Genomic DNA, 21068 nt, shown 5'->3' with positions numbered 1-21068 from the left:
GGCCGCTTCGTTCGCTGCCAGTGCCTGCTGGCGACAAAGGCGCTGATCAGGGCGTTCCTCAGGCACCAACCGGCAACTCCGCAGCAGGCGTCAGCCCTTCACCGAGTCCTTGCCGACCTTGAGCCGCGCACGCACGCCCTTGAACAGCTCGGTGCCCTCCCTCTCCTCGGCCGTGCCCTTCGGCATGTCCACCCGCAGCTCGTAGAACTCCTGGTCGGCCGTGATGATCATGAGCTGTAGGCAGCGGATCGGGGTGGTCATGGAGTCGTCGTCGTACGTGGTGTCGGCGATCGCCGCGTCGTCGCCGCGGTGGGACGTCTTCGTGTAGTTCGTCCTGGCGCCGTTGTCCGAGTCGTGCCAGGTCTCGGCCGCCTGATGGGCCCAGGTGAGCGCGGGCGTCGACCCGCTGTCCTCCTTGGTCAGGCGCACCGTGACGTCGCTGTTCTCGTCCTCGGCGTAGATCACGAGCCGGGATCCCGTGCGCTGCCGGTCGTCGTCGCCGTCCTCGCGTACGACGACCTTGTAGTGCGCGGGCACGGGCATCTCGGCGGCGAGCGCCCGCTCCGGGCGGACCTTCCAACGGGGCTCGGGGGTTCCGGGCTTCGGCGTGCCGGGCGCCCCGTCCTCCGGCCGCTTCGTACGCTCCGCGGGTTCCGACCCCTCCGACCCCTCCGCACGCGTCTCCCCCGCCCCGCCGCCCATCGACGTCCCGAGCCACACCCCGCCACCGACCAGCAGCGCGCCCACGAGCGCGGCGGCGACCAGGGCGGGCGTACGCCGTCCCCCGGCACGCACAGGACCCGGACCCAGGCCCGGCTCCGGACTCGCCCCCGGCCCCGGCCCCGCGCCCCCACCAGCACCCGCACCCGCGCCCCCGCGAGAAAGCCGCACCGTCCCCACATCGTCCGACAACTCCCGCATCCCCGAAGGGTCCTGCGCCGCCACCGTCCCGAACGGCTCCGGCAGCGGCCGCCCCTCCGCCACCGCCTCCAGGGCCGCCACCACCTCCCCCGCGGCGGGCCGCAGCCCGGGATCGCGGGACAGCAACCGCGCGATGAGCGGCGCCAGTTCGCCCGCCCGCGCCGCCTCCGGCACGTCCGCGGAGAGCACCGCCGCGAGCGTGGACTCAAGGGTCGTACGCCGGAACGGGGACCACCCCTCCACCGCCGCGAACAGCAGCACCCCGAGCGACCACAGGTCTGACGCGGGCTCCGCCCCCTGCCCCGCCATCCGCTCGGGCGCGATGAACTCGAGCGACCCCACGAACTCGCCGCTGACGGTGAGGGATTCCTCGCCCTGCACGCGCGCGATGCCGAAGTCCGTGAGGACGACCCGGCCGTGCGCGCCGAGCAGCACGTTCGCCGGCTTCACATCGCGGTGCACGATGCCCTGGGCGTGCGCCGCGGCGAGCGCGCCGACGAGCGCGAGCCCGATGCGGGCCGACTCGGCGGGCGGCAGCGCCCCGCGCTTCAGGACCTCGTGCAGCGACTCGCCCCGGACCAGCTCCATGACGATCCACGGCAGCCCGTCGTCGACGACCACGTCGTGGATCGCCACCGCGGCCGGGTGGTCGACCGACGCCGCGGCGCGCGCCTCACGCCGCAGCCGGGTGTACGCGCGCCGTGCCGCCGCGCCGTGCGGATCGCCGGGAAACCGCGGCTCCTTGACCGCGACCTCCCGCCCGACCAGTTCGTCGACGGCACGCCATACCGTTCCCATGCCCCCCGATCCGATGCGCTCGGCGAGCCGGTAGCGGCCCCCGAGCACGCGTCCCCCGTCAGCACTCATGCCGCATGCCTATCGCGCACGGGCGTGCGAGGGCCAGCACGGTGATGCTCCTGTGACTCAGGACCGCGGGCGACGGAGGGCCACCGACGGCTCGGGACTCCTGACGGCTCAAGGCTCCCGACGGCTCGGGGCTCCTGACGGCTCAACACCGCCGAAGGCTCAAGGCTTCGCGATCTCCAGGCCCTCGATCGCCTTCTTCGCGACCTCGCGCCCCCGCTCGGTGAAGTCGCTCTTGGCCGGGTAGTCGATCCACAGCTTGTACATGTCGCCCGCCGTGGTCCGGTAGTAGAAGACCTTGGCCTCGCGCGGGTAGGTGAGCGAGGACTCCTTGTTGGTGTACGGGATCAGGTTCTCGGCCGACTGCTTGCCCTTGTAGTCGCCCTGCGTCGTCTTCTTGCCGGACCCCACCTCGTCCGGGCTCAGCGAGCCGAGCACCGTACTGCCGCTGTCCAGGTCCTTCATGTCCTCGTACGCCTCGGCCATCGAGGTGCCCGCGATGTACTTGAGGTCGTCCTCGGACTTCTTGCTGAGCTGCAGCGATACGAAGAGGCTGCCGCTCTTGTCCGTGAACGTGACCCAGTGCTCCTTGGGCGTCTCGCCCCCGTCGCTGCTCCTGCGGTAGCCCTCGGGCACGGACAGGGTCGCGCCCAGCGCCTTCTCCTCGTGCTGCGTCCAGCTCCCCGCGTCCTCGTCGCCCCCGAACGGCTTCACCGCGAGGACCACCGCGGCGGCCACCGCGAGGACGACGACGCCGCCGACGGCCACGAGCGCCTTGCGGCCGAGGAACACGCCCTTGCCGCGGTCCGGCGCCGGAGCACCGCCGTCCATGTGGCCCGCCGTCACGAATCTCGTCGCGGGCAGCTGCGGGGGCTGCGGCGGCTTGACGGCCTCCTCGAGCAGGGCCCTGACCCGGGCGGCGCTCGGGCGGTGGGCCGGTTCCTTGTGGAGCAGGCCGTTGATGGCGTCGGCGAGCGGGCCCTGCGCGGACGCGGGCGCGGCGGGTGTGGCGTTGAGGACGGACTGGAGCGTGGCGGGCGTGTTGTTGCGGCGGAACGGCGAGACGCCCTCGGTCGCCGCGTACAGCACGACACCCAGCGACCACAGGTCGGACGCCGGTCCCGGGCGCTGCCCGAGGACCCGCTCCGGGGCGATGAACTCCGGTGAGCCGACGAAGCCGCCGGTGTCCGTCAGGTTCGTCTCGCCCTCGATCTGGGCGATGCCGAAGTCGGTGAGGACGACGCGGTCGTGCCTGCCGATCATCACGTTGTCCGGCTTCACGTCGCGGTGCAGGACCCCCGCCGCGTGCGCGGCCTCCAGGGCGCCGAGCACTTCGAGGCCGACCCGGGCCGCGTCGCGGGCCCCGAGCGTGCCCTCGTCGCGCAGCGCCGCGCCGAGCGAGCGGCCCTGCACGAACTCCATGACGATCCACGGCTGGCCGTCCTCGACGACGACGTCGTGGACGTTGACCACGGCCGGGTGGTCGAGGCGGGCCGCCGCACGGGCCTCGCGGCGCATCCGCTCGAAGGCGTTGGCGCGCTCCCGCTCCGACAGATGGTCCGGAACCCGCGGCTCCTTGACCGCGACCTCGCGGTCCACCGTCTCGTCCTTGGCCCGCCACACCGTGCCCATGCCGCCGTGGCCGAGCTTGGAGAGCAGCCGGTAGCGCCCGCCGATCAGACGGCCGGAGCCGGGCTCGGCCCGCGTCGCCTCCGAGGCCCGGGTGTCAGGACCGGGCTGGGCGGGCGGGGCGGAGTGCGAGGACGCCTCGGGGCCCGGCTGCTGGTTCGGTACCACCTGGGTCGGCTGGGCGTACGGATTGGGGTACGGCTCGCCGCCACCCTGCTGCGCGGGCTGCGGTGGCTGCAGGCCGTAGCTGGTGGTCTCGTTCGGGCCGTGGAAGGCTCCCCCGTCGTTACTCATGCCCCCATGAGTACCGTGCGGGGCACCTCGGGTTCCAGCCAGGGTCGCCAGTTGTGACCGGGGTGATGCAGGAACCGGGAACTTCGGCGACGTACGAGGAGAAAGGCGCACGTAACGGCGCGTCCGAGTCGAAGTCCCACCCTCTGTACGCCCCTGGCCGTCACCGCCGCACGAACGTGTCCACCGCCGTGTCGAAGTGCCGTCGTCCCTCCCGCGCCTGGCCCGTCGGTGCCGACACCCACACGTCGTACCTCCGGCCGCCCTCCTGCCAGCACAGGTCGTAGGTGCGCCGGGCCCCCGCCTCGCCGCCGGAGCCGTCCCGGGTGTACTGCCACAGTGCGGCGGGGCGGCCGTTGCGGGTGGTCGCGGTGACGTCGGCGTCGCGGTAGCCGGGGTGGTCGCGGGGTCCGTCGGCGTCGGCGCGGCGCTGCGCGGCGAGCGGGCCGCCCGGGACGGGGTCGGCCGCCTCGATGCCGATGCGGACGGCGCCGCCCGGCGAGACGTAGAAGGTGCGCGGGCCGTCCGTGCGGCGGGCGTAGCCCTGGGGGACGGCGAGGGCGAAGCCGCGCGGGTCCTTGGCGAGGCGGTAGCCCACGGGGGCGTCGGGGGTGGAGGGCGACACGGTGTCCGGGGTCTTGGTGACCGTCGAGGTCGCCGTGGGGCGCGGGCCGCCGGAGTCCGTCGGGTTGTCGGGCGACGCCGAACTGGGCGGCGATGTCCGGCCGCCGTCCCCGTCGCCGTCCTGCCCGAGCAGCAGCGTCGCGGCCGAGACGGCGCCGCCCGCCACGGCCGCGACCAGGGCGGCGGTGATCAGCATGATGCGGTTCTGGCGTCGGCGCGCGGGGGCGGACAGGGGCGCGGCGGGTTCGTCCAGGTGCCCGGGGCGTGCGGGCGTCCGCTGCGTGCGCTGGCTCCCGGGGGGATGGCGGCCGGGGAGCAGGGAGAGGAGGGGGCGACGCCCCGACGAGGGCCCCGTGCGCCCTGAGCGCCAGGAACGGCCCGAGCCCCACGTCCGGCCCGAACGGCCGGAACGGCCTGCCGCACGGCCCTCCGAACGACCGTCCGTACGGCCGTCAGCGCGGCCCTCCGAGCGACCGCCCGTGCGCCCCTCCGAGCGACCCCACGACCGCCCGGGCGCACGCCCCGGCACGCGGCCACGCGCACGCCCCGACAACCGCCCCCGCGCGGAAGCCAGCGCGGGACGCCGAGCACTCGTCCCCTCCCCCGGCAGCCCCGGCAGCCCCGGCATGACCCCGGTCTCGACGTACGCGCGCAGCAGCCGCTCCGCCCCGGCCGCGTCCAGGCGCCGCTCCGGGTCGCGTTCGAGCAGGCCGAGGACGAGGGGCGCGATCGGCTCCGCGGCGGGCGGCGGGCGAATCTCGTCGAAGACGACGGCGTGCAGCACCCCGCCGATCGAGTCGCGCCGGAACGGCGACTCCCCGCTGACCACGGCCACGAGCAGCGCGCCGAGCGACCACAGGTCGGACGCCGGGCCGGTGCGCTCGCCCGACATCCGCTCCGGCGCGGTGTACTCCGGCGAGCCCACGAACGACCCGCTCTCCGTGAGCGTCGTCGCCCCGCTGACCTGCGCGATGCCGAAGTCCGTGAGCACCACCCTGCCGGTGGCCTCCTCCAGGAGCACGTTGGCGGGCTTCAGGTCGCGGTGCAGGACACCCGCGGCGTGCGCGACGCCGAGGGCGCCGAGCAGGTCGAGGCCGATGCGGGCGGCGGCCTGCGGGCCGAGCGGTCCCGACCTGCCGATGCGCAGGGCCAGCGTGGGGCCCTCGATCAACTCCATGACCAGGTACGGGCGTTCGTCGTGGACGACGACGTCGTGCACGACGATGATGTGCGGATGCCGCAACTGCGCGACGGCACGGGCCTCGCGCAGGGTGCGCTCGCGCTGCCGCGCGGCCTCTTCGGCGGAGAGCGTCTCGTCGAGCGGGATCTCCTTGACGGCGACGCGACGGCCGAGGAGCTGGTCGGTCGCGCGCCACACGACACCCATGCCGCCCTGACCCACCCGCACCTCCAGGCGGTAACGGCCGGCGATCACACGGGTGCTGTCACCCAGGCTCCCCATGCGGCCATCATGCCCCAGAGGTGTGGTCACGGATCCTCTCCGCCCGGACAAGGGCCAGTTCAGGCCGTATCCCGCGGAGTTCGGGCCGTGCCCGTCGGGGGAGCGGGCCGAAGCCGTCGACGGGCGCGCCGGGGTCAGTCGCCGGGCACACCGGGGCCGGTCGGCGAGCGCGCCGAGGTCAGTCGCGCCAGCCGCGCAGCACCGCGTCGAACTGTTGCCGCGTCTTGTTCCAGCTTCCTTCCGGCGCCGACATGTAGATCACGTACTCGGTGCCGGCGCGGTTGATGTAGCTCTGCGAGATGGCCTGCCGCGGGCCCTTTGTGGTGTCGCTGGCGCCCGCCGTCCAGCTGAACTCCCAGAGGGCGCCGGGCCGGTCGCGGAAGGTGTTGGAGTTCAGGTGCAGCCGCCGGTAGTCGGGCAGCCTCTTCACCTGCTTCTCCAGGTCGAGCTGGTGGGCGTACGGGCTGTCGAAGTCGGGGCTGGGGTCGACGCTGATGCGCACGAAGTGGCGGCCGTTGTCCGGGGTGTAGTCGATCTGGGAGCCGTCCACCTGCCGCTGCCAGCCCTTGGGCAGCATGAGGCTGAAGCCCTCCGCGTCGTGCACGCGCACCCAGCTCTTGGGGATCGCGCCGACGACCTCACCGGCCTTGTCCCCCTTGCCGTTCCCGCCCTTGCCCTCACTGCCGCCGTCGCCGCCGCCACCGAGGTACAGATACCCGAACACCGCGCCCCCGCCGATCGCCGCGGCCGCCACGATCGGCGCGACGGCTCGGAGCAGGCGCCGCCGTCCGGGCCCGAAGGGCGTGGGAGCGGTGGCGCCCGTGTCGTACGGGCCGTGAGTGCCGTAGGAGGTCGGTGCGGCGTGCGTCTGGGAAGTGCCGTACGGGGGCGGTGTGGCGTGGCCGGACGGATCGGCGGCCTGTCCCGGCGTCCGCCCGCCGGGGTCCACGTGGCCGGAATGCGCCGCTCCCGGGACCGGGGTGGCCGAGGCCGGGGTGTGCGGGCCCTGGGCGTGCGGGGTCGGCGTGGCGGAGGACGGGGTGTGCGCCGCGGCGGGTGGTGCGGGGGGCGTGGTGGACGGGTGGTGCGGGGGCGTGTGGGCCGTCGGCGCCTCGTTCACCGTCGTCGGTACGTACGCCTGTGCCGCCCCCGGACGCCGTCCCTCCGCCGCCTCCGCGAGCATCTGCTCCGCCTCGGCCGCGTCCGGCCGCGCGTCCGGGTCCTTGGCCAGGAGCGCCGAGATGACGGGTCCGAGCGGCCCCGCGTACCGCGCCGGGTCGGGCTCCTCGGTCACCACGGCCTGCATCGTGCCGAGCGGCGACGTACGCCGGAACGGCGAGTTGCCCTCGACCGCCGTGTACAGGGTGGCACCGAGCGCCCACAGGTCGGCGGCGGGGCCGGGGTTGGCGCCGCTGACCCGCTCGGGCGCCAGATAGTCGACGGAGCCGACGACCTCACCGGTGCGCGTGATCGTCGAGTCGCCCTCGATCGAGGCGATCCCGAAGTCGGTGAGCAGCACCCGGCCGTCCTCGGAAAGCAGCACGTTGCCCGGCTTGATGTCGCGGTGCAGCACCCCGGCGCCGTGCGCCGCCCGCAGGGCCCGCAGCACCCACAGGCCGACGCGGGCGGCCTCGCGGGGCTCGATGCGGCCCCGGTCCCGGACGGCGTCGGCGAGCGAGTTGCCCTCGACCAGCTCCATCACGATCCAGGGCCGGTCGTCGTACTCGACGACGTCGTGGACCGTGACGACCGCGGAGTGGTTGATCTGGGCCTGGGCGCGCGCCTCCGTCTGCGTCCGGGTGAGCAGCACCTCGCGGTCGGCCTCCTGCACCCACTGGGCCGCCGTCAGTTCCTTGACGGCGACGACGCGGTGCAGCACCTCGTCCCGGGCGCGCCACACGCGGCCCATGCCACCGCTGCCGATGGACTCGCCGAGCCGGTAGCGGCCGGCGAGGAGCAGGCCCTGCATCTGATTCACGTTCCCCCGCAGTTGGTCTTGACAGGGCCAGGTTCTTGAGGTTTGCCAGAGCCAGGTTAAGGAGGGGGGCGCGTGCAGGGAACGGGAGGGGGTCATCAGAGACCGCACTGTGACGCGGGCAGGGGCGGACACCTGCCCGGCGAGGGCCAGTTGACGTGCCCGTACCGGCGGGTCGGTGGTCAGCCGGAGGGCCGGTAGGACGTCGACGCCTGCTCGAACAGGCGCGTCACCTCGTCCCGCTCGGCCTCGGGCCCACGCACCTGGAGCACGTGGTACTTCCCGTCCACGGCCATCGCGAGATTGCGTACGAAGACCTCGGTGCCGTCGGTGTCCTGCCAGGTGAACTGGCCCTCGGCCCGGGACTTTCCGCCCACGTCGACGAGCCGGAGGCCGCTGGAGGTGGCCCACGACGAGTCGCGGAACGGCTGGAGTTCGCGCTCGTCCTCCTTCTGGTACTTCATCGGGTCCGTGCCGAAGTCGCCGGTGCTGTCGCGGCCGGGGACGACGAGGAGCTCGAAGCGGCCGTGGGTGTAGAGAACCTGGCCGCGGCCGTTCTTGGGCTGCCGGTCCCAGCCGTCGGCCACGGCCACCCGGAAGCCCTCGGCGTCCTTGCGCAGCGTGAAGCCCGACGCGACATCCGGGTCGGTGGTCTGCGGCTCCTGCGAACCGGGGGTCTTCTCCGGGGCCGACGCCTTGCCGTCCTCGCCGCCGTCCGTGCCCTTCCCTTCGCCGTCCGGCGCGTCACCCCCGCTCGGGCGGTCGCCGTCGCCGTCCGGCGCCGGGCTGACCTCGCCCGCGTTGCCGGTGCGGCCGGTGTTCTCGCCCTCGCCGGACTCGGGCATGAACAGCATCGCGTACGCGACGGCCGCCACCAGACCCGCGAGGATCACGACGAGCAGCACGCGGCCCAGCGACCGCGGCCCCCGGGCGCTCGGTTCCCGCTCTGGGCGCGGCGCCCGCACCGGCCTTGTGTCCCTGCCGCGCTCCTTGACGCGCTCCCGGGCGCGCTTGTGGCGGCCGTGCCCCTGGCCGCCCTCGTCCCCGGCCGGGACCGGCGCGGGCGAGCGGCGCTTGCGGACGACCTCTCCGCGGCGGCGTACGACGGGGAGCTTGCCGCCGTCGTACGGCGGCGCGGGCACCACGTGCGCGCCCGCTTCCGGCTCCGGCGCCGACCGCACCAGGGAGCGCAGCCAGCCGCTCAGCTCCTCGAAGTCGATGCGTTCGGTCGGGTCCTGACGCAGCAGCGACTCGACGACGGGCCGCAGCGGTCCGCACTCCTCCGCGAACGCGGGCGGCTCCGCGCACACCAGCTGCACCAGTTCGGCGGTGCTGTCCTCCGGATACGGGGCGTGGCCCTGGACGGCGCGGAACAGCAGCGCGCCGAGCGCCCACAGGTCGGTGGCGGGCCCGATGGGCGCGGCCAGCTGCCAGTTGTCGTGCACCGGCCCGGCCTGCTCCGGTGCCCACCGCTCCGTGACGGCGCCGACGACGGTCATCCGGGCGTGCCGGGCCCGCTCGGCGGCGAGCGCGGTGGTGGGGCCGCGACGCGCGCGGAGCTCGCCCGCGGGGTCGTCCCACTCGCCCTCACGGGGGCGGGCGTTGCCCTCGGGGGCGCCGGCTGTGCCCCTGGGGGCGGGCGACTTGGCGAGGTCGTGCGCGGGGTGGGCGCCGGGGGCGGGGAGGTTCTGCTTCGACTGGTACGGCGTCGGGGCGTACGGGGCGGACTCGTGGGGCGCGGAGGCGTACGGGGCCGACTCACGCGGTGCCGACGGGTGCGGTGCCGAGGGATACGGGGCCGGGTGCGCGGAGGTCGGCCGGTCCGGAGCGGGCTGCGTACGGGCGGACGGGAGTTGCTTGGTGAAGGGGTGGGGCGGGGGGCTCTGTGCGCCGCCCTGTGCGCCGGGGGCGCTGTGCGGTCCTGGGGCGCCGGGCGTGCGGTGTCCGCTGGGGACGCTGTGCGGGTCCGGCGCGCTGTGCGGGTTCGGTGCGCTGTGCGGGTTCGGTGCGCTGTGCGGGTTCGGTGCGCTGTGCGGGTTCGGTGCGCGGTGGGGGTCCGATGCGCCGTGGGAGCCCGGCGCGCCGCCCTGCGCGGGCACGGCCCCGGTGCGCGGCACAGCCCCGTGCCACGGCTTCTTCTGCCGCTCCCGGACCCCGTACGGATCCGAGATGTGCCCGACGGAGCCGACCGCGCCGCCGTCGCCGTCCGCGCCCTCGGTGCCGTACGTCTCGTACGCGCCGTCACCGCGCTCGGCGCCGCCGCCCGCCTCGCCGCGCTCGCTCACCCGGGCCGCGGCACGCGCCGCGCCCGCCCGGTACGCGGCGATGGCCCCGGCCCGCGCCGCCCTGAGGTCCCGCTCGGCCGTGCCGTTCGGCGGCTCGGCACCCCCGTCGTCCGCGTGCCGCGCGGCCTCGATCGCGGCGTGCCCACGCGATCCGTTGCCGCCGTGCTCGCGGTAGGAGCCGTTGTCGCCGTACGTGCCGCTGTCGCCGTACGCGGGGCCTTCGCCGTAGCCCGGCCCCTCGCCGTACCCGGGGCCCTCGCCGTACGCGGGCTCCCCGCCGTACCCGTCGCCCCCGCCGTACGCCTCGCCCCCGTCGTACGCGGCCTCTTCGCCGTACGCGGTCTCCTCGTCGTACTCGCCGTACTCGGCGTCCCCGTCCGCCCCCGCGGCCTCCAACGCCGCGTACCCCGCGCCGCCCACCGGCTCGGGCACCGCGCCCTCGGGCTCGGTGAAGCCCGCGAAGTCGTCCTCCTCGGGCCGCGGGTCGTACCCGCACAGGGCCTCCTCCGCCGCGCCCGCGGCGAGCCCCGTCAGCATCACGCGGCCGTCGTCGCAGACGAGCACCGTGCGCGCGGTGATGTTCCGGTGCACCCAGCCGTGCGCGTGCAGGACGCGCAGGGCCGTGACGACGTCCGCCGCGACCTCCGCCGCGCGGAAGGGGTTCAGCGGCCGGTCGGCCAGTAACGCCGCGAGCGGCCGGGCCGCCACCAGTTCGCTCACTATCCACAGCGAGCCGTCTTCCGCGAACACGTCGAAGACCTGGTCGAGCCGCGGGTGGTCGGGGATGCGCGCGGCGGCCTGCGCGGCCTCGATGGCCCGCAGGACCGCGGGGTCGCTGGGCCTGCGGGTGGCGCGCGAGCCCGCGCGCCGGGCGCCGCCCCGGGCCGCGCTCCCGCGCGCGCTCCGGAACCCCTCGGGCAGCCCGCCGGGCAGGACGTCGCTCAGATCGCCGTCGCCGTACGCCTCGTCGCCGAGCACCTCCGCCTCGACGATCTCGGGCAGCGGCACCTGCCGGACCAGGACTTCCTGGCCGCTGTAGGTGTCGAAGGCGCGGGTCTCCGCGAGTTCGTACTCGTCGGCCGGAGGCAGCGGCAGGCGGTAGCGGTCGGCGAGTACCCGTCCCGCATAGTCGTCCACGATGCCTCCCCCATCCGCCCGGTGGTCAATTCCGTTCGACTTACGGCTCGTTGCGGCTGCTTACCCTCCGCAAGCACTCACGATACGTGCCACAACCGAACCGTATTGAGGGGATGCGAGATCTCACCGGTCATCGCCCGGCCATCTCACCGGTCCCGCCCCACCGTCACTTCTTCGGCTCGAAGGTCCGTGTGAACGTCCGCCAGGCGTCGCGTCGCTGATCGCTGCCCCAGTCGTCCGCTTTCGCGGTGTACATCAGTCCGTAGCCCAGGCTGCCGTTGACGACGAAGCCGCGGTCCACGGAGCGGTACTTCGTACCGCCGTCCACGTAGGTGAATTCCCAGTCCGCCGTGTTCCAGCCCCGGAAGTCGACCTTCTCTATGCGGATCCGGTCGTACTGGGCCCGGCGCATGCCCAGTTCCTGGTTCTTCCAGTCGGCCACCGGGTTGTCCTTGGGCGTCGGGGTCCAGCCGATGAGCAGCTTCTGCCCGTTCGGCCCGGTGAAGCGTGCGCCCGCGCGGTCGGTCGAGCGGAACTTCCAGCCCTTCGGCAAGCCTATCGAGAAGCCCTGCGGGTGCTTGTACGTCTCCTCGGCGCCGTCGCCCTTGCCGCCGCCGATGGGCGAGCCCTGCCCCGCGTCGTCGTCCTTGCCCGAGCCGGAGCTGTCGTCCTGCTCCTTGCCCTGGTCGCCCTGGCCGTCCTTGCCCTTGCCGGAACCGGAGTCGTCGTTCTTCCCCGAGTCCTTCCCGGAGCCCTTCTCCTCGCCCTCGCCGCCCGCGGTCGCCCCGCTGGACGAGGACTTGTCGCTGCCGCTCTTGTCGTCCTTGCCGCCGCCGTCGCCGTTGAGCGCGAAAGCGAGCACCGTGCCGAGCACGGCGAGGGCGACGACCACCGCGATGATCACCAGCGTGCGCCGCGGCACCACATCCGTGAGCGGCGCCCGGGCGGGCGGCTTCGGCGGCCCGCTGGGCTGCGCCGGGATCCGCGCCGCGCCGTGCGAACCGGCGCCCGCACCGGTGGAGTTCATCCCCACGCCCGCGCCCGCTCCGGCACCCACGCTCCCGGAGGCCGCGCCCGCACCCGAGGCCGAGCCCGCGCCACCACGCCCCGCGACACCAGCACCAGCACCAGCACCACGCTCGGCGCCACCGCTCCCAGCCGTACCGCCGATACGTTCCCCCGCACCGACAGCACCGACCGCACCGGAAGCAGCCGTCCCCGAAGCGGCAGTCCCGCTCGCCGTCCCGGAGGCAGCACCCGCGGCGCCACCACCGCCGTGCCCGGTCACACCGGACCCGGCCGAAGCGCCCGACGCCGAACCGGCGTTGCCCGCACCGCCACCGGCGGCCGGACCGCCGACCGACGCGGCACCACCGGCCCCACCAGCCGCTGCACCGCCCGCCGCACCCGCGCCACGGGCCGACGTGGCCGCGGCCGCCGCCTTCTTGCGCACCGAGCGGAACGCGCCCTTCAGCCGCTCGGCGGCCTCCTCGCCCTTGCGGCCGCCGGAGGAGCCGGACGGCGGCGCCTGCGGCGGGACCGGGGGCAGCGGCACGACCTTCGTCGCGTCCACCGGCTCCGCGGGGGCCTTGTCCTCGGGGATGTCCGGGGCGTTGACGACCTCACGGAGCATCGCCCGCGCGCTCGCGTCGTCGAGCCGCTGCTCGGGGTCCTTGGCGAGCAGGCCGTAGATGACCTTCTCCAGCAACGGACCGGCGTTCTGCGGCGGTTCGACGGCCTCGGTCATCACGGCGGTGAGGGTCGCGATGGCCGAGCCCTTGTCGTACGGGGGCACGCCCTCCACGGCCGCGTAGATGAGCCCGCCGAGCGACCACAGGTCGGCCGCGGGGCCCGGCTTGTGGCCGCGCGCCCGCTCCGGCGAGATGTACGAGGGGGCGCCGACGAGCATGCCCGTCGACGTGATGGACGGGTCGCCCTCGACCTGGGCGATGCCGAAGTCGGTGAGGACGACGCGGCCGTCCTCGGCGATCAGCACGTTGGACGGCTTCACGTCGCGGTGCAGGATGCCCTCGCGGTGCGCCGAGCGCAGCACGTCGAGCACGGCGAGCCCGACCTCCGCGGCGCGCCTCGGCGTGAGCAGCCCGTCCTCGCGCACGGCCTCGGCGAGGGACTTGCCCTCGACCAGCTCCATCACGATCCAGGGCCGGTCGTCCTCGTCGACCACGTCGAAGACCGTCACGGCACTGGTGTTGCGGATCCGGGCGATCGCCTTGGCCTCGCGCAGCGTGCGCGTGATGAGCCGGCGCTTCTCGTCCTCGTCGATGCTCGACGGGAAGCGCAGTTCCTTGACCGCGACCGTGCGGCCCAGCGTCTCGTCCTTGGCCCGCCAGACGGTGCCCATGCCGCCGCGGCCGAGCACGTCACCGAGCCGGTACCGGCCCGCGAGGAGACGTGCGCTCTGATCCTGACGAGCCTCGCCCGTCCGCTCAGCCTCCGACATGCGTCCCCTCAACTACCCGCACAACCAGCCCCGACAGAGCCTTCATTGTCCCTCACCCGGGGACCGGCCGACGCCGCGGGTCCGTCGTCCCACATCATGGACATTCCCACCGAGTGAACCCCGGCGCACCACCCCAAACCTCGCTGTCCATACCCCCCTTGGCCACCCTCCTCGGGTCAAACCACCCAGAACCCCCGACCGCTCCTTGACTGCTTGGACTACTTGCCGATAAGCGGAAGGTCGGCCTCCCCCTGTCTTATCCCGAGGGGGAGGCCGCACTCCGGCGGCACCGCGTCCGGCTACAGCGGCACGATGTCGGGCGCCCCGAGGCGTGCCGCGTCGGCCGTCAGGTCGTCCGGCTGGCGCTGCGACTCGCGCTCGGCCTCCACCCGCTTCTCGTAGTGCTGGACCTCGCGCTCGATCTGGTCCTTGTCCCAGCCGAGCACCGGCGCCATCAGCTCCGCGCACTCGCGGGCGCTGCGGGTGCCGCGGTCGAAGGTCTCGATGGAGATGCGGGTGCGCCGCGTGAGCACGTCGTCCAGGTGGCGGGCGCCCTCGTGCGATGCGGCGTAGACGACTTCGGCGCGCAGATAGTCCTCGGCCGCGGCCAGCGGTTCGCCCAGGGACGGGTCGGCGGTGACCAGTTCGAGCACTTCCTCCGCCAGCGAGCCGTACCGGTTCAACAGGTGCTCCACGCGCACCACATGGAGGCCCGTGCGGGCCGCGATGCCCGCGCGGGCGTTCCACAGCGCGCGATAGCCCTCGGCGCCGACCAGCGGGATGTCCTCCGTGACGCAGTCCGCGACCCGCTGGTCCAGACCGTGCACCGCCTCGTCGACGGCGTCCTTGGCCATGACGCGGTACGTCGTGTACTTGCCGCCCGCGACGACGACCAGGCCCGGCGCGGGATGGGCGACCGTGTGCTCGCGGGACAGCTTGCTGGTGGCGTCCGACTCCCCGGCGAGCAGCGGCCGCAGGCCCGCGTACACCCCCTGCACGTCGTCGCGCGAGAGCGGCACCGCCAGCACCGAGTTCACATGCTCCAGGAGATAGTCGATGTCCGCGCTGGAGGCTGCCGGGTGGGCCTTGTCCAGGTCCCAGTCGGTGTCCGTGGTCCCGATGATCCAGTGCCTGCCCCAGGGGATCACGAAGAGCACGCTCTTCTCCGTGCGCAGGATGAGCCCGGTCGAGGAGTTGATCCGGTCCTTCGGCACGACCAGGTGGATGCCCTTGGACGCCCGGACGTGGAACTGGCCGCGCTCGCCGACCATGGCCTGGGTGTCGTCGGTCCACACGCCCGTGGCGTTCACGATCTGCTTGGCCCGGATCTCGTACTCCCCGCCGGCCTCGACGTCCTGGACCCGGGCGCCGACGACGCGCTCGCCCTCGCGCAGGAAGCCCGTGACCCGGGCGCGGTTGGCGGCCTTCGCGCCGTACGCCGCGGCGGTGCGCACGAGGGTGGCCACATAGCGGGCGTCGTCCATCTGCGCGTCGTAGTACTGCAGGGCGCCGACCATGGCGTCCTTCTTCAGGCACGGGGCGACGCGGTGGGCGTGACGGCGGGTCAGGTGGCGGTGGGTGGGCAGGCCGCGGCCGTGGCCGCGCGCCATCGACATGGCGTCGTACAACGCGACGCCCGAGCCCGCGTACAGCCGCTCCCAGCCCTGGTGCTGGAGGGGGTACAGGAACGGGACGGGCTTCACGAGGTGTGGCGCGAGCCGTTCGAGGAGCAGGCCGCGCTCCTTCAGCGCCTCGCGCACCAGCGCGAAGTCCAGCATCTCCAGATAGCGCAGGCCACCGTGGATCAGCTTGCTCGACCGGCTCGACGTGCCCGACGCCCAGTCCCTGGCCTCGACCAGGCCGGTGCTCAGGCCGCGGGTGACGGCGTCGAGCGCGGTGCCCGCGCCGACCACGCCGGCGCCCACGACGAGAATGTCCAGCTCGTGCTCGGCCATGCCCGCGAGTGCCTCGGCGCGCTCCGCCGGGCCAAGAGTCGCTGTCCTCACCGCTGCCTCCCGTGCTGTTCGGGTGTGGTCGCGCTCACATCATGCCCAGATTCTGGTCGCGCCCGCCGGGTTCGGCCACGGCCTGTGGAAAACGTTGATACCGCTGCGGCCGCCGTGACAGCTGTGACTGTCGGGGTCAGAGGGGCCACCGAGAACTTCCACGGCCTGCGGAAACCGCCGCCAACACTCCGATGCCGGGAGGGGCCCAATCCCGCAAATCGGTCATATTTACTCCTAGTCTGACATTGCGCTCGCCCATCTTGTCCACAGGGCTTGCGCGATCGTCCCGCTTTGGCTATATCCGCCCCGGCTATTGGGAAGGACGGCTCACCGCCATGCCAGCTGACCTCGCCGTCATCGGTCTCGGCCACCTCGGCCTGCCCCTCGCCCAGGCCGCCGCCGCCGGCGGCATCGCCACCATCGGCTACGACCCCGGCCGCGCACCCGACCTGGCCGGGGGCCGCCTTCCGGGTGACGGCACCGAAGGGACCCTCACCGCCGCCGACGTCCGCCGGATGCTCTCGGGGGGCTTCCGGCCGACCACCGACCCCGCCGAGCTCGGCCGCGTCCGCACGGCCGTCATCTGCGCCCCCACGCCCCCCGCCGCGGACGGCTCGCTCGACCTCGGCCAGGTGGCCGACGCCGCCCGCGCCCTCGCCGCCCGCCTGCGCCCGCACACCACGGTCATCCTGGAGTCGCCCGCGTACCCGGGCACCACCGAGGAGTTCCTGCGCCCCCTGCTCGAACAGGGCTCGGGCCTGCGCGCCGGACGGGACTTCCACCTCGCCTACTCCCCCGCCCGCCTCGACCCCGGCAACCGCACCCACGGCTACGCGGGCACCCCCAAGGTCATCGGCGGCCTCACCCCCGCCTGCACCGAGTCCGCCGCCGCCTTCTACGGCCGCCTCACCGACAAGGTCGTCCGCGCGCGCGGACCCCGGGAGGCCGAAACCGTGCACCTCCTGGAGACCAACTACCGGCACGTGAACATGGCGCTGGTCAACGAGATGGCGGTGCTCTGCCACGACCTCGGCATCGACCTGTGGGACGTCATCCGCTGCGCCGAGACCAAGCCCTTCGGCTTCCAGGCCTTCCGTCCCGGCCCCGGCGTCGGCGGCCACGGCGTCCCCCTGGACGTCCCCGGGCCCGCGCGCGGCCTGCGCCCGCTGCGCCTGGTCGAGCTGGCCCAGCAGGTCAACGACCGGATGCCGGGCTATGTGATCCAGCGCGCCGCGACCCTGCTCAACGAGCACGGCAAGTCCGCGCGCGGCGCCCGCGTGCTGCTCCTCGGCGTCACCTACAAGCCGGACGTCGCCGACCAGCAGGGCGCCCCCGCCCAGGAGATCGCGGTCCGCCTGATGGAGCTCGGCGCCGCCGTGAGTTACCACGACCCCTACGTGGGGCACTGGAACGTTCTCGGCCATCCCGTGCCCCGCGCGGACACCCTCTACGAAGCGGCCGCCGACGCCGACCTGACGATCCTGCTCCAGCACCACCGCACCTACGACCTCCAAGGCCTCGCCGTGAAGGCCCAGCTCCTGCTCGACACCAGGGGCGCGACCCCGGCGGGCGCCGCCCACCGCCTCTGATCCCACACACAACCCCCTGGGGCCCTTCGCCCGCTGCTGCTACCGTGCGGATCCAGTCACTTACCGCACACCAGTGCACTCGTATCCCAGGGGGAAACCAGATGACGCAGCCGCCACCTCCAGGTCAGGGCGGACAGCCGTACGGCCAGCCGCAGCAGCCGTACGGCCAGCAGCCCGGCTACGGCTACCCGCAGCAGCCGCAACAGCCCTACGGCCAGCAGCCGCAGCAGCCGTACAACCCCTTCCCGCAGCAGCCGCAGCCCGGTGGCTTCCCGCCGCCGCCCCCGGCCGCGCGGGGCAACGTCGGCCTCGGCGTGGTGGTCGCTCTCGTCGCCGCCCTGGTCGCCGCGGGCGTCTACGGAGGCATCATCGGCGCCACCGAGCACGAGATCGGCTGGGCGGCGGTCGGCGTCGGCTTCGTCGTGGGTCTGGTCGCGGGCAAGGTGGGCGGCCCCAACCCGGCGCTGGGCGCCCTCGCCGCGGTCTTCTCGCTCGGCGCGGTGTACCTGGGCCAGTTGGTCGGCGCCTCCATCGTCATCGCCGACAAGCTGAACCTCGACTTCACCGAAGTGTTCTTCGACCACTTCGACTTCGTGCAGGAGGCGTGGAAGCACGACGCCGACGCGATGACGTACGTGTTCTTCGCGATAGCCGCCGTCGCGGCCTTCGGCAGCGCCAAGCGCGCCGCCCAGTAGCGGCACGCGGCACGCGAAACGGCCTGGGGCCGGCCACCTTCGGGTGGCCGGCCCCAGGCCGTTGCAGCTCCGTACGGACGTCAGCGGCGGTGCTGGGAGTCCGCCACCGTGACCTCGACGCGCTGGAACTCCTTCAGCTCGCTGTAGCCCGTCGTGGCCATGGCCCGGCGCAGCGCCCCGAAGAAGTTCATCGAGCCGTCCGGGATGTGCGAGGGACCGGCGAGGATCTCCTCGGTGGTGCCGACGGTGCCGAGGTCGACCTTCTTGCCGCGCGGCACGTCCTCGTGGACGGCCTCCATGCCCCAGTGGTGGCCCTTGCCGGGCGCGTCCGTGGCGCGCGCCAGCGGGGAGCCCATCATCACGGCGTCCGCGCCGCAGGCGACGGCCTTGGGCAGGTCGCCGGACCAGCCGACGCCGCCGTCGGCGATGACGTGGACGTACCGGCCGCCGGACTCGTCCATGTAGTCACGGCGGGCCGCCGCGACGTCGGCCACGGCCGTGGCCATCGGCACCTGGATGCCGAGGACGTTGCGCGTGGTGTGCGCGGCGCCGCCGCCGAAGCCGACGAGGACACCGGCCGCGCCGGTGCGCATCAGGTGCAGGGCGGCGGTGTACGTGGCGCAGCCGCCGACGATCACGGGGACGTCGAGTTCGTAGATGAACTGCTTCAGGTTCAGCGGCTCGGCGGCACCGGAGACGTGCTCGGCCGACACCGTCGTGCCACGGATCACGAAGATGTCCACGCCCGCGTCCACGACGGCCTTGGAGAACTGCGCGGTGCGCTGCGGCGACAGGGCGGCGGCGGTGACGACTCCGGAGTCGCGCACCTCCTTGATGCGCTGCCCGATCAGCTCCTCCTTGATGGGAGCGGCGTAGATCTCCTGGAGGCGGCGGGTGGCCGCCTCCGCGGGCAGCTCCGCGATCTCGTCGAGCAGCGGCTGCGGGTCCTCGTACCGCGTCCACAGGCCTTCGAGGTTCAGCACGCCGAGGCCGCCGAGCTCACCGATGCGGATGGCGGTCTGCGGCGAGACGACGGAGTCCATGGGGGCCGCGAGGAAGGGCAGCTCGAAGCGGTAGGCGTCGATCTGCCAGGCGATCGAGACCTCCTTGGGGTCCCGGGTGCGCCGGCTCGGCACGACGGCGATGTCGTCGAAGGCGTACGCCCGGCGGCCGCGCTTGCCGCGGCCGATCTCGATCTCAGTCACGTGTGTGGCCCTTCAGCTTTCCTATGGCGCTCCGTATGCCGTTCCAGTATCCCCGACACGCGCGTGGCCACCGGTCACGGCGACTCACGTCGCGCCGGTGAATCGGCTACTTGTTACGGCTGTAGTTCGGCGCCTCGACCGTCATCTGGATGTCGTGCGGGTGGCTCTCCTTGAGGCCCGCGGACGTGATCCGTACGAACCGGCCGTTGGCCTGGAGCTCGGGCACCGTGCGCCCGCCCACGTAGAACATCGACTGGCGCAGACCGCCCACCAGCTGGTGCACGACCGCCGACAGCGGGCCCCGGTAGGGCACCTGGCCCTCGATGCCCTCGGGGACCAGCTTCTCGTCGGAGGCGACGCCCTCCTGGAAGTACCGGTCCTTGGAGAACGACCGCTGCTCGCCGCGCGACTGCATGGCACCCAGCGAACCCATGCCCCGGTAGGACTTGAACTGCTTGCCGTTGATGAAGAGCAGCTCGCCCGGGGACTCCTCGCAGCCCGCGAGCAGCGAGCCCAGCATGACCGTGTCCGCACCGGCCACGAGCGCCTTGGCGATGTCTCCGGAGTACTGCAGGCCGCCGTCGCCGATCACCGGGACACCGGCTTCCTTGGCGGCGAGCGACGCTTCGTAGATGGCCGTTACCTGCGGTACGCCGATGCCGGCGACGACGCGGGTCGTGCAGATGGAACCGGGGCCCACGCCGACCTTGATGCCGTCTACACCGGCGTCGATGAGCGCCTTGGCGCCGTCGCGGGTGGCGATGTTGCCGCCGATGACGTCCACGCCGCCCGCGTTCGACTTGATCTTGGCGACCATGTCGCCGACGAGCCGGGAGTGGCCGTGCGCGGTGTCGACGACGATGAAGTCGACGCCCGCCTCGATCAGCGCCTGGGCGCGGTCGAAGGCGTCCCCGGCGACGCCGACGGCGGCACCGACGAGGAGGCGGCCCTCGGAGTCCTTGGCGGCGTTCGGGTACTTCTCGGCCTTCACGAAGTCCTTGACCGTGATGAGGCCCTTGAGCACACCGGCGTCGTCGACCAGCGGCAGCTTCTCGATCTTGTGGCGGCGCAGCAGCTCCATGGCGTCCACGCCGGAGATGCCGACCTTGCCGGTGACGAGCGGCATCGGGGTCATGACCTCGCGCACCTGGCGCGTGCGGTCGGCCTCGAAGGCCATGTCGCGGTTGGTGACGATGCCGAGCAGCTTGCCGCCGCCGTCGGTCACAGGGACGCCGCTGATGCGGAACTTGGCGCAGATCGCGTCGGCCTCGGCGAGGGTCGCGTCCGGGTGCACCGTGATCGGGTCGGTGACCATGCCGGACTCGGAGCGCTTGACCAGGTCGACCTGGTTGGCCTGGTCGGCGATGGAGAGGTTGCGGTGCAGCACGCCGACGCCGCCCTGGCGGGCCATGGCGATGGCCATCCGGGACTCGGTGACCTTGTCCATCGCCGCGGAAAGCAGCGGGACGTTCACCCGGACGTTCTTCGAGATGGACGAGGCGGTGTCGATGTCGCCGGGTGCCATGTCGGACGCGCCCGGCAGCAGCAGCACGTCGTCGTAGGTCAGCCCGAGTGTCGCGAATTTCTCGGGCACTCCGTCGACGTTTGCAGTCATGACACCTTCCCCAATGGCCTTGATCGGTGCGGATGTCCATGCTAACGGGAAGCATGGCTCTCTCATTCCACAGTGCCGGCGGGGGCGGGGGTTCGTAGGTTTCTACAGCTGCACTGTGGCGGGGTGGCTCCCTTGGGCCGGGGTCGGCTTGGCACCACCGGGATGCGCCGTGCGGGCTGGGCACCGCTGCGGCGGAAAAAGGATCCCGGCTCCGCCGGGGGAAGGAATCCCGGCGGAGCCGGGAGGGCGCGTCACCGCACCACGGGGTGGCGAAAGTCTCCACCCGCACGAGGCCCAGGTGCTCCGTTC

11 protein-coding genes are annotated in these 21068 nt (G+C 73.5%); 2 read left to right on the top strand and 9 right to left on the bottom strand.

Translation table 11 applies throughout. From position 1 onward, the window contains the following. Positions 1-90: 90 nt before the first annotated feature. The 7 genes from ACZ6AA_RS01690 to ACZ6AA_RS01660 all read right to left on the bottom strand — a co-directional run bounded on the left by ACZ6AA_RS01690 (position 91) and on the right by ACZ6AA_RS01660 (position 15655). A complete protein-coding gene (locus tag ACZ6AA_RS01690) occupies positions 91-1788 on the bottom strand; it encodes a serine/threonine-protein kinase (RefSeq protein ID WP_471455723.1) in 1698 nt (565 codons plus the stop codon). Positions 1789-1947: 159 nt separating this feature from the next. Next, on the bottom strand, positions 1948-3708 hold the full coding sequence (locus ACZ6AA_RS01685; RefSeq protein ID WP_471455722.1) for a serine/threonine-protein kinase: 1761 nt from the start codon (positions 3706-3708) through the stop codon (positions 1948-1950). A 160-nt stretch (positions 3709-3868) separates the two neighbouring features. After that, positions 3869-5791 carry a serine/threonine-protein kinase gene (locus ACZ6AA_RS01680; protein ID WP_468450784.1) on the bottom strand — a complete coding sequence of 641 codons (1923 nt, stop codon included), beginning with the start codon at positions 5789-5791 and terminating at the stop codon, positions 3869-3871. 178 nt (positions 5792-5969) lie between these two features. Then, positions 5970-7760: a serine/threonine-protein kinase gene (locus ACZ6AA_RS01675; protein ID WP_471456584.1), complete on the bottom strand. Its 1791-nt coding sequence runs from the start codon at positions 7758-7760 to the stop codon at positions 5970-5972. A 188-nt stretch (positions 7761-7948) separates the two neighbouring features. Then, positions 7949-11188, bottom strand: a complete 3240-nt coding sequence (locus ACZ6AA_RS01670; protein ID WP_471455721.1) for a protein kinase — start codon at positions 11186-11188, stop codon at positions 7949-7951. Positions 11189-11354: 166 nt separating this feature from the next. Then, positions 11355-13649, bottom strand: a complete 2295-nt coding sequence (locus ACZ6AA_RS01665) for a serine/threonine-protein kinase (protein WP_471455720.1) — start codon at positions 13647-13649, stop codon at positions 11355-11357. A 299-nt stretch (positions 13650-13948) separates the two neighbouring features. After that, a complete protein-coding gene (locus ACZ6AA_RS01660; RefSeq protein WP_468450778.1) occupies positions 13949-15655 on the bottom strand; it encodes a glycerol-3-phosphate dehydrogenase/oxidase in 1707 nt (568 codons plus the stop codon). A gap of 335 nt (positions 15656-15990) precedes the next feature. On the opposite strand from ACZ6AA_RS01660, the gene ACZ6AA_RS01655 reads away from it, so the two are divergent. Together ACZ6AA_RS01655 and ACZ6AA_RS01650 are read left to right on the top strand one after the other, a co-directional pair. Then, a complete protein-coding gene (locus tag ACZ6AA_RS01655) occupies positions 15991-17244 on the top strand; it encodes a nucleotide sugar dehydrogenase (RefSeq protein WP_468450776.1) in 1254 nt (417 codons plus the stop codon). 101 nt (positions 17245-17345) lie between these two features. Beyond that, on the top strand, positions 17346-17939 hold the full coding sequence (locus ACZ6AA_RS01650) for a hypothetical protein (RefSeq protein WP_468450774.1): 594 nt from the start codon (positions 17346-17348) through the stop codon (positions 17937-17939). Between the two features lie 80 nt (positions 17940-18019). On the opposite strand, the gene ACZ6AA_RS01645 is transcribed toward ACZ6AA_RS01650, so the two are convergent. Both ACZ6AA_RS01645 and guaB read right to left on the bottom strand, forming a co-directional pair. Further along, complete coding sequence (locus ACZ6AA_RS01645) at positions 18020-19144, bottom strand: GuaB3 family IMP dehydrogenase-related protein (RefSeq protein ID WP_468450772.1); 1125 nt, start codon at positions 19142-19144, stop codon at positions 18020-18022. Positions 19145-19250: 106 nt separating this feature from the next. Beyond that, a complete protein-coding gene (gene guaB, locus ACZ6AA_RS01640) occupies positions 19251-20759 on the bottom strand; it encodes an IMP dehydrogenase (protein WP_030361424.1) in 1509 nt (502 codons plus the stop codon). Positions 20760-21068: the final 309 nt, after the last annotated feature.

This window comes from Streptomyces sp. NPDC040610, from assembly GCF_055594065.1.
Note: the sequence above shows the minus strand (reverse complement) of the source record. Positions and strands in the feature narration are given on the sequence as shown.

Excerpts from the sequence above, each read along its gene's own strand:
- ACZ6AA_RS01685 (WP_471455722.1), bottom strand. The coding sequence starts at position 3,708 with ATGAGTAACGACGGGGGAGCCTTCCACGGCCCGAACGAGACCACCAGC.
- guaB (WP_030361424.1), bottom strand. The coding sequence starts at position 20,759 with ATGACTGCAAACGTCGACGGAGTGCCCGAGAAATTCGCGACACTCGGG.
- ACZ6AA_RS01690 (WP_471455723.1), bottom strand. The coding sequence starts at position 1,788 with ATGAGTGCTGACGGGGGACGCGTGCTCGGGGGCCGCTACCGGCTCGCC.
- ACZ6AA_RS01680 (WP_468450784.1), bottom strand. The coding sequence starts at position 5,791 with ATGGGGAGCCTGGGTGACAGCACCCGTGTGATCGCCGGCCGTTACCGC.
- ACZ6AA_RS01650 (WP_468450774.1), top strand. The coding sequence starts at position 17,346 with ATGACGCAGCCGCCACCTCCAGGTCAGGGCGGACAGCCGTACGGCCAG.
- ACZ6AA_RS01675 (WP_471456584.1), bottom strand. The coding sequence starts at position 7,760 with ATGCAGGGCCTGCTCCTCGCCGGCCGCTACCGGCTCGGCGAGTCCATC.
- ACZ6AA_RS01665 (WP_471455720.1), bottom strand. The coding sequence starts at position 13,649 with ATGTCGGAGGCTGAGCGGACGGGCGAGGCTCGTCAGGATCAGAGCGCA.
- ACZ6AA_RS01655 (WP_468450776.1), top strand. The coding sequence starts at position 15,991 with ATGCCAGCTGACCTCGCCGTCATCGGTCTCGGCCACCTCGGCCTGCCC.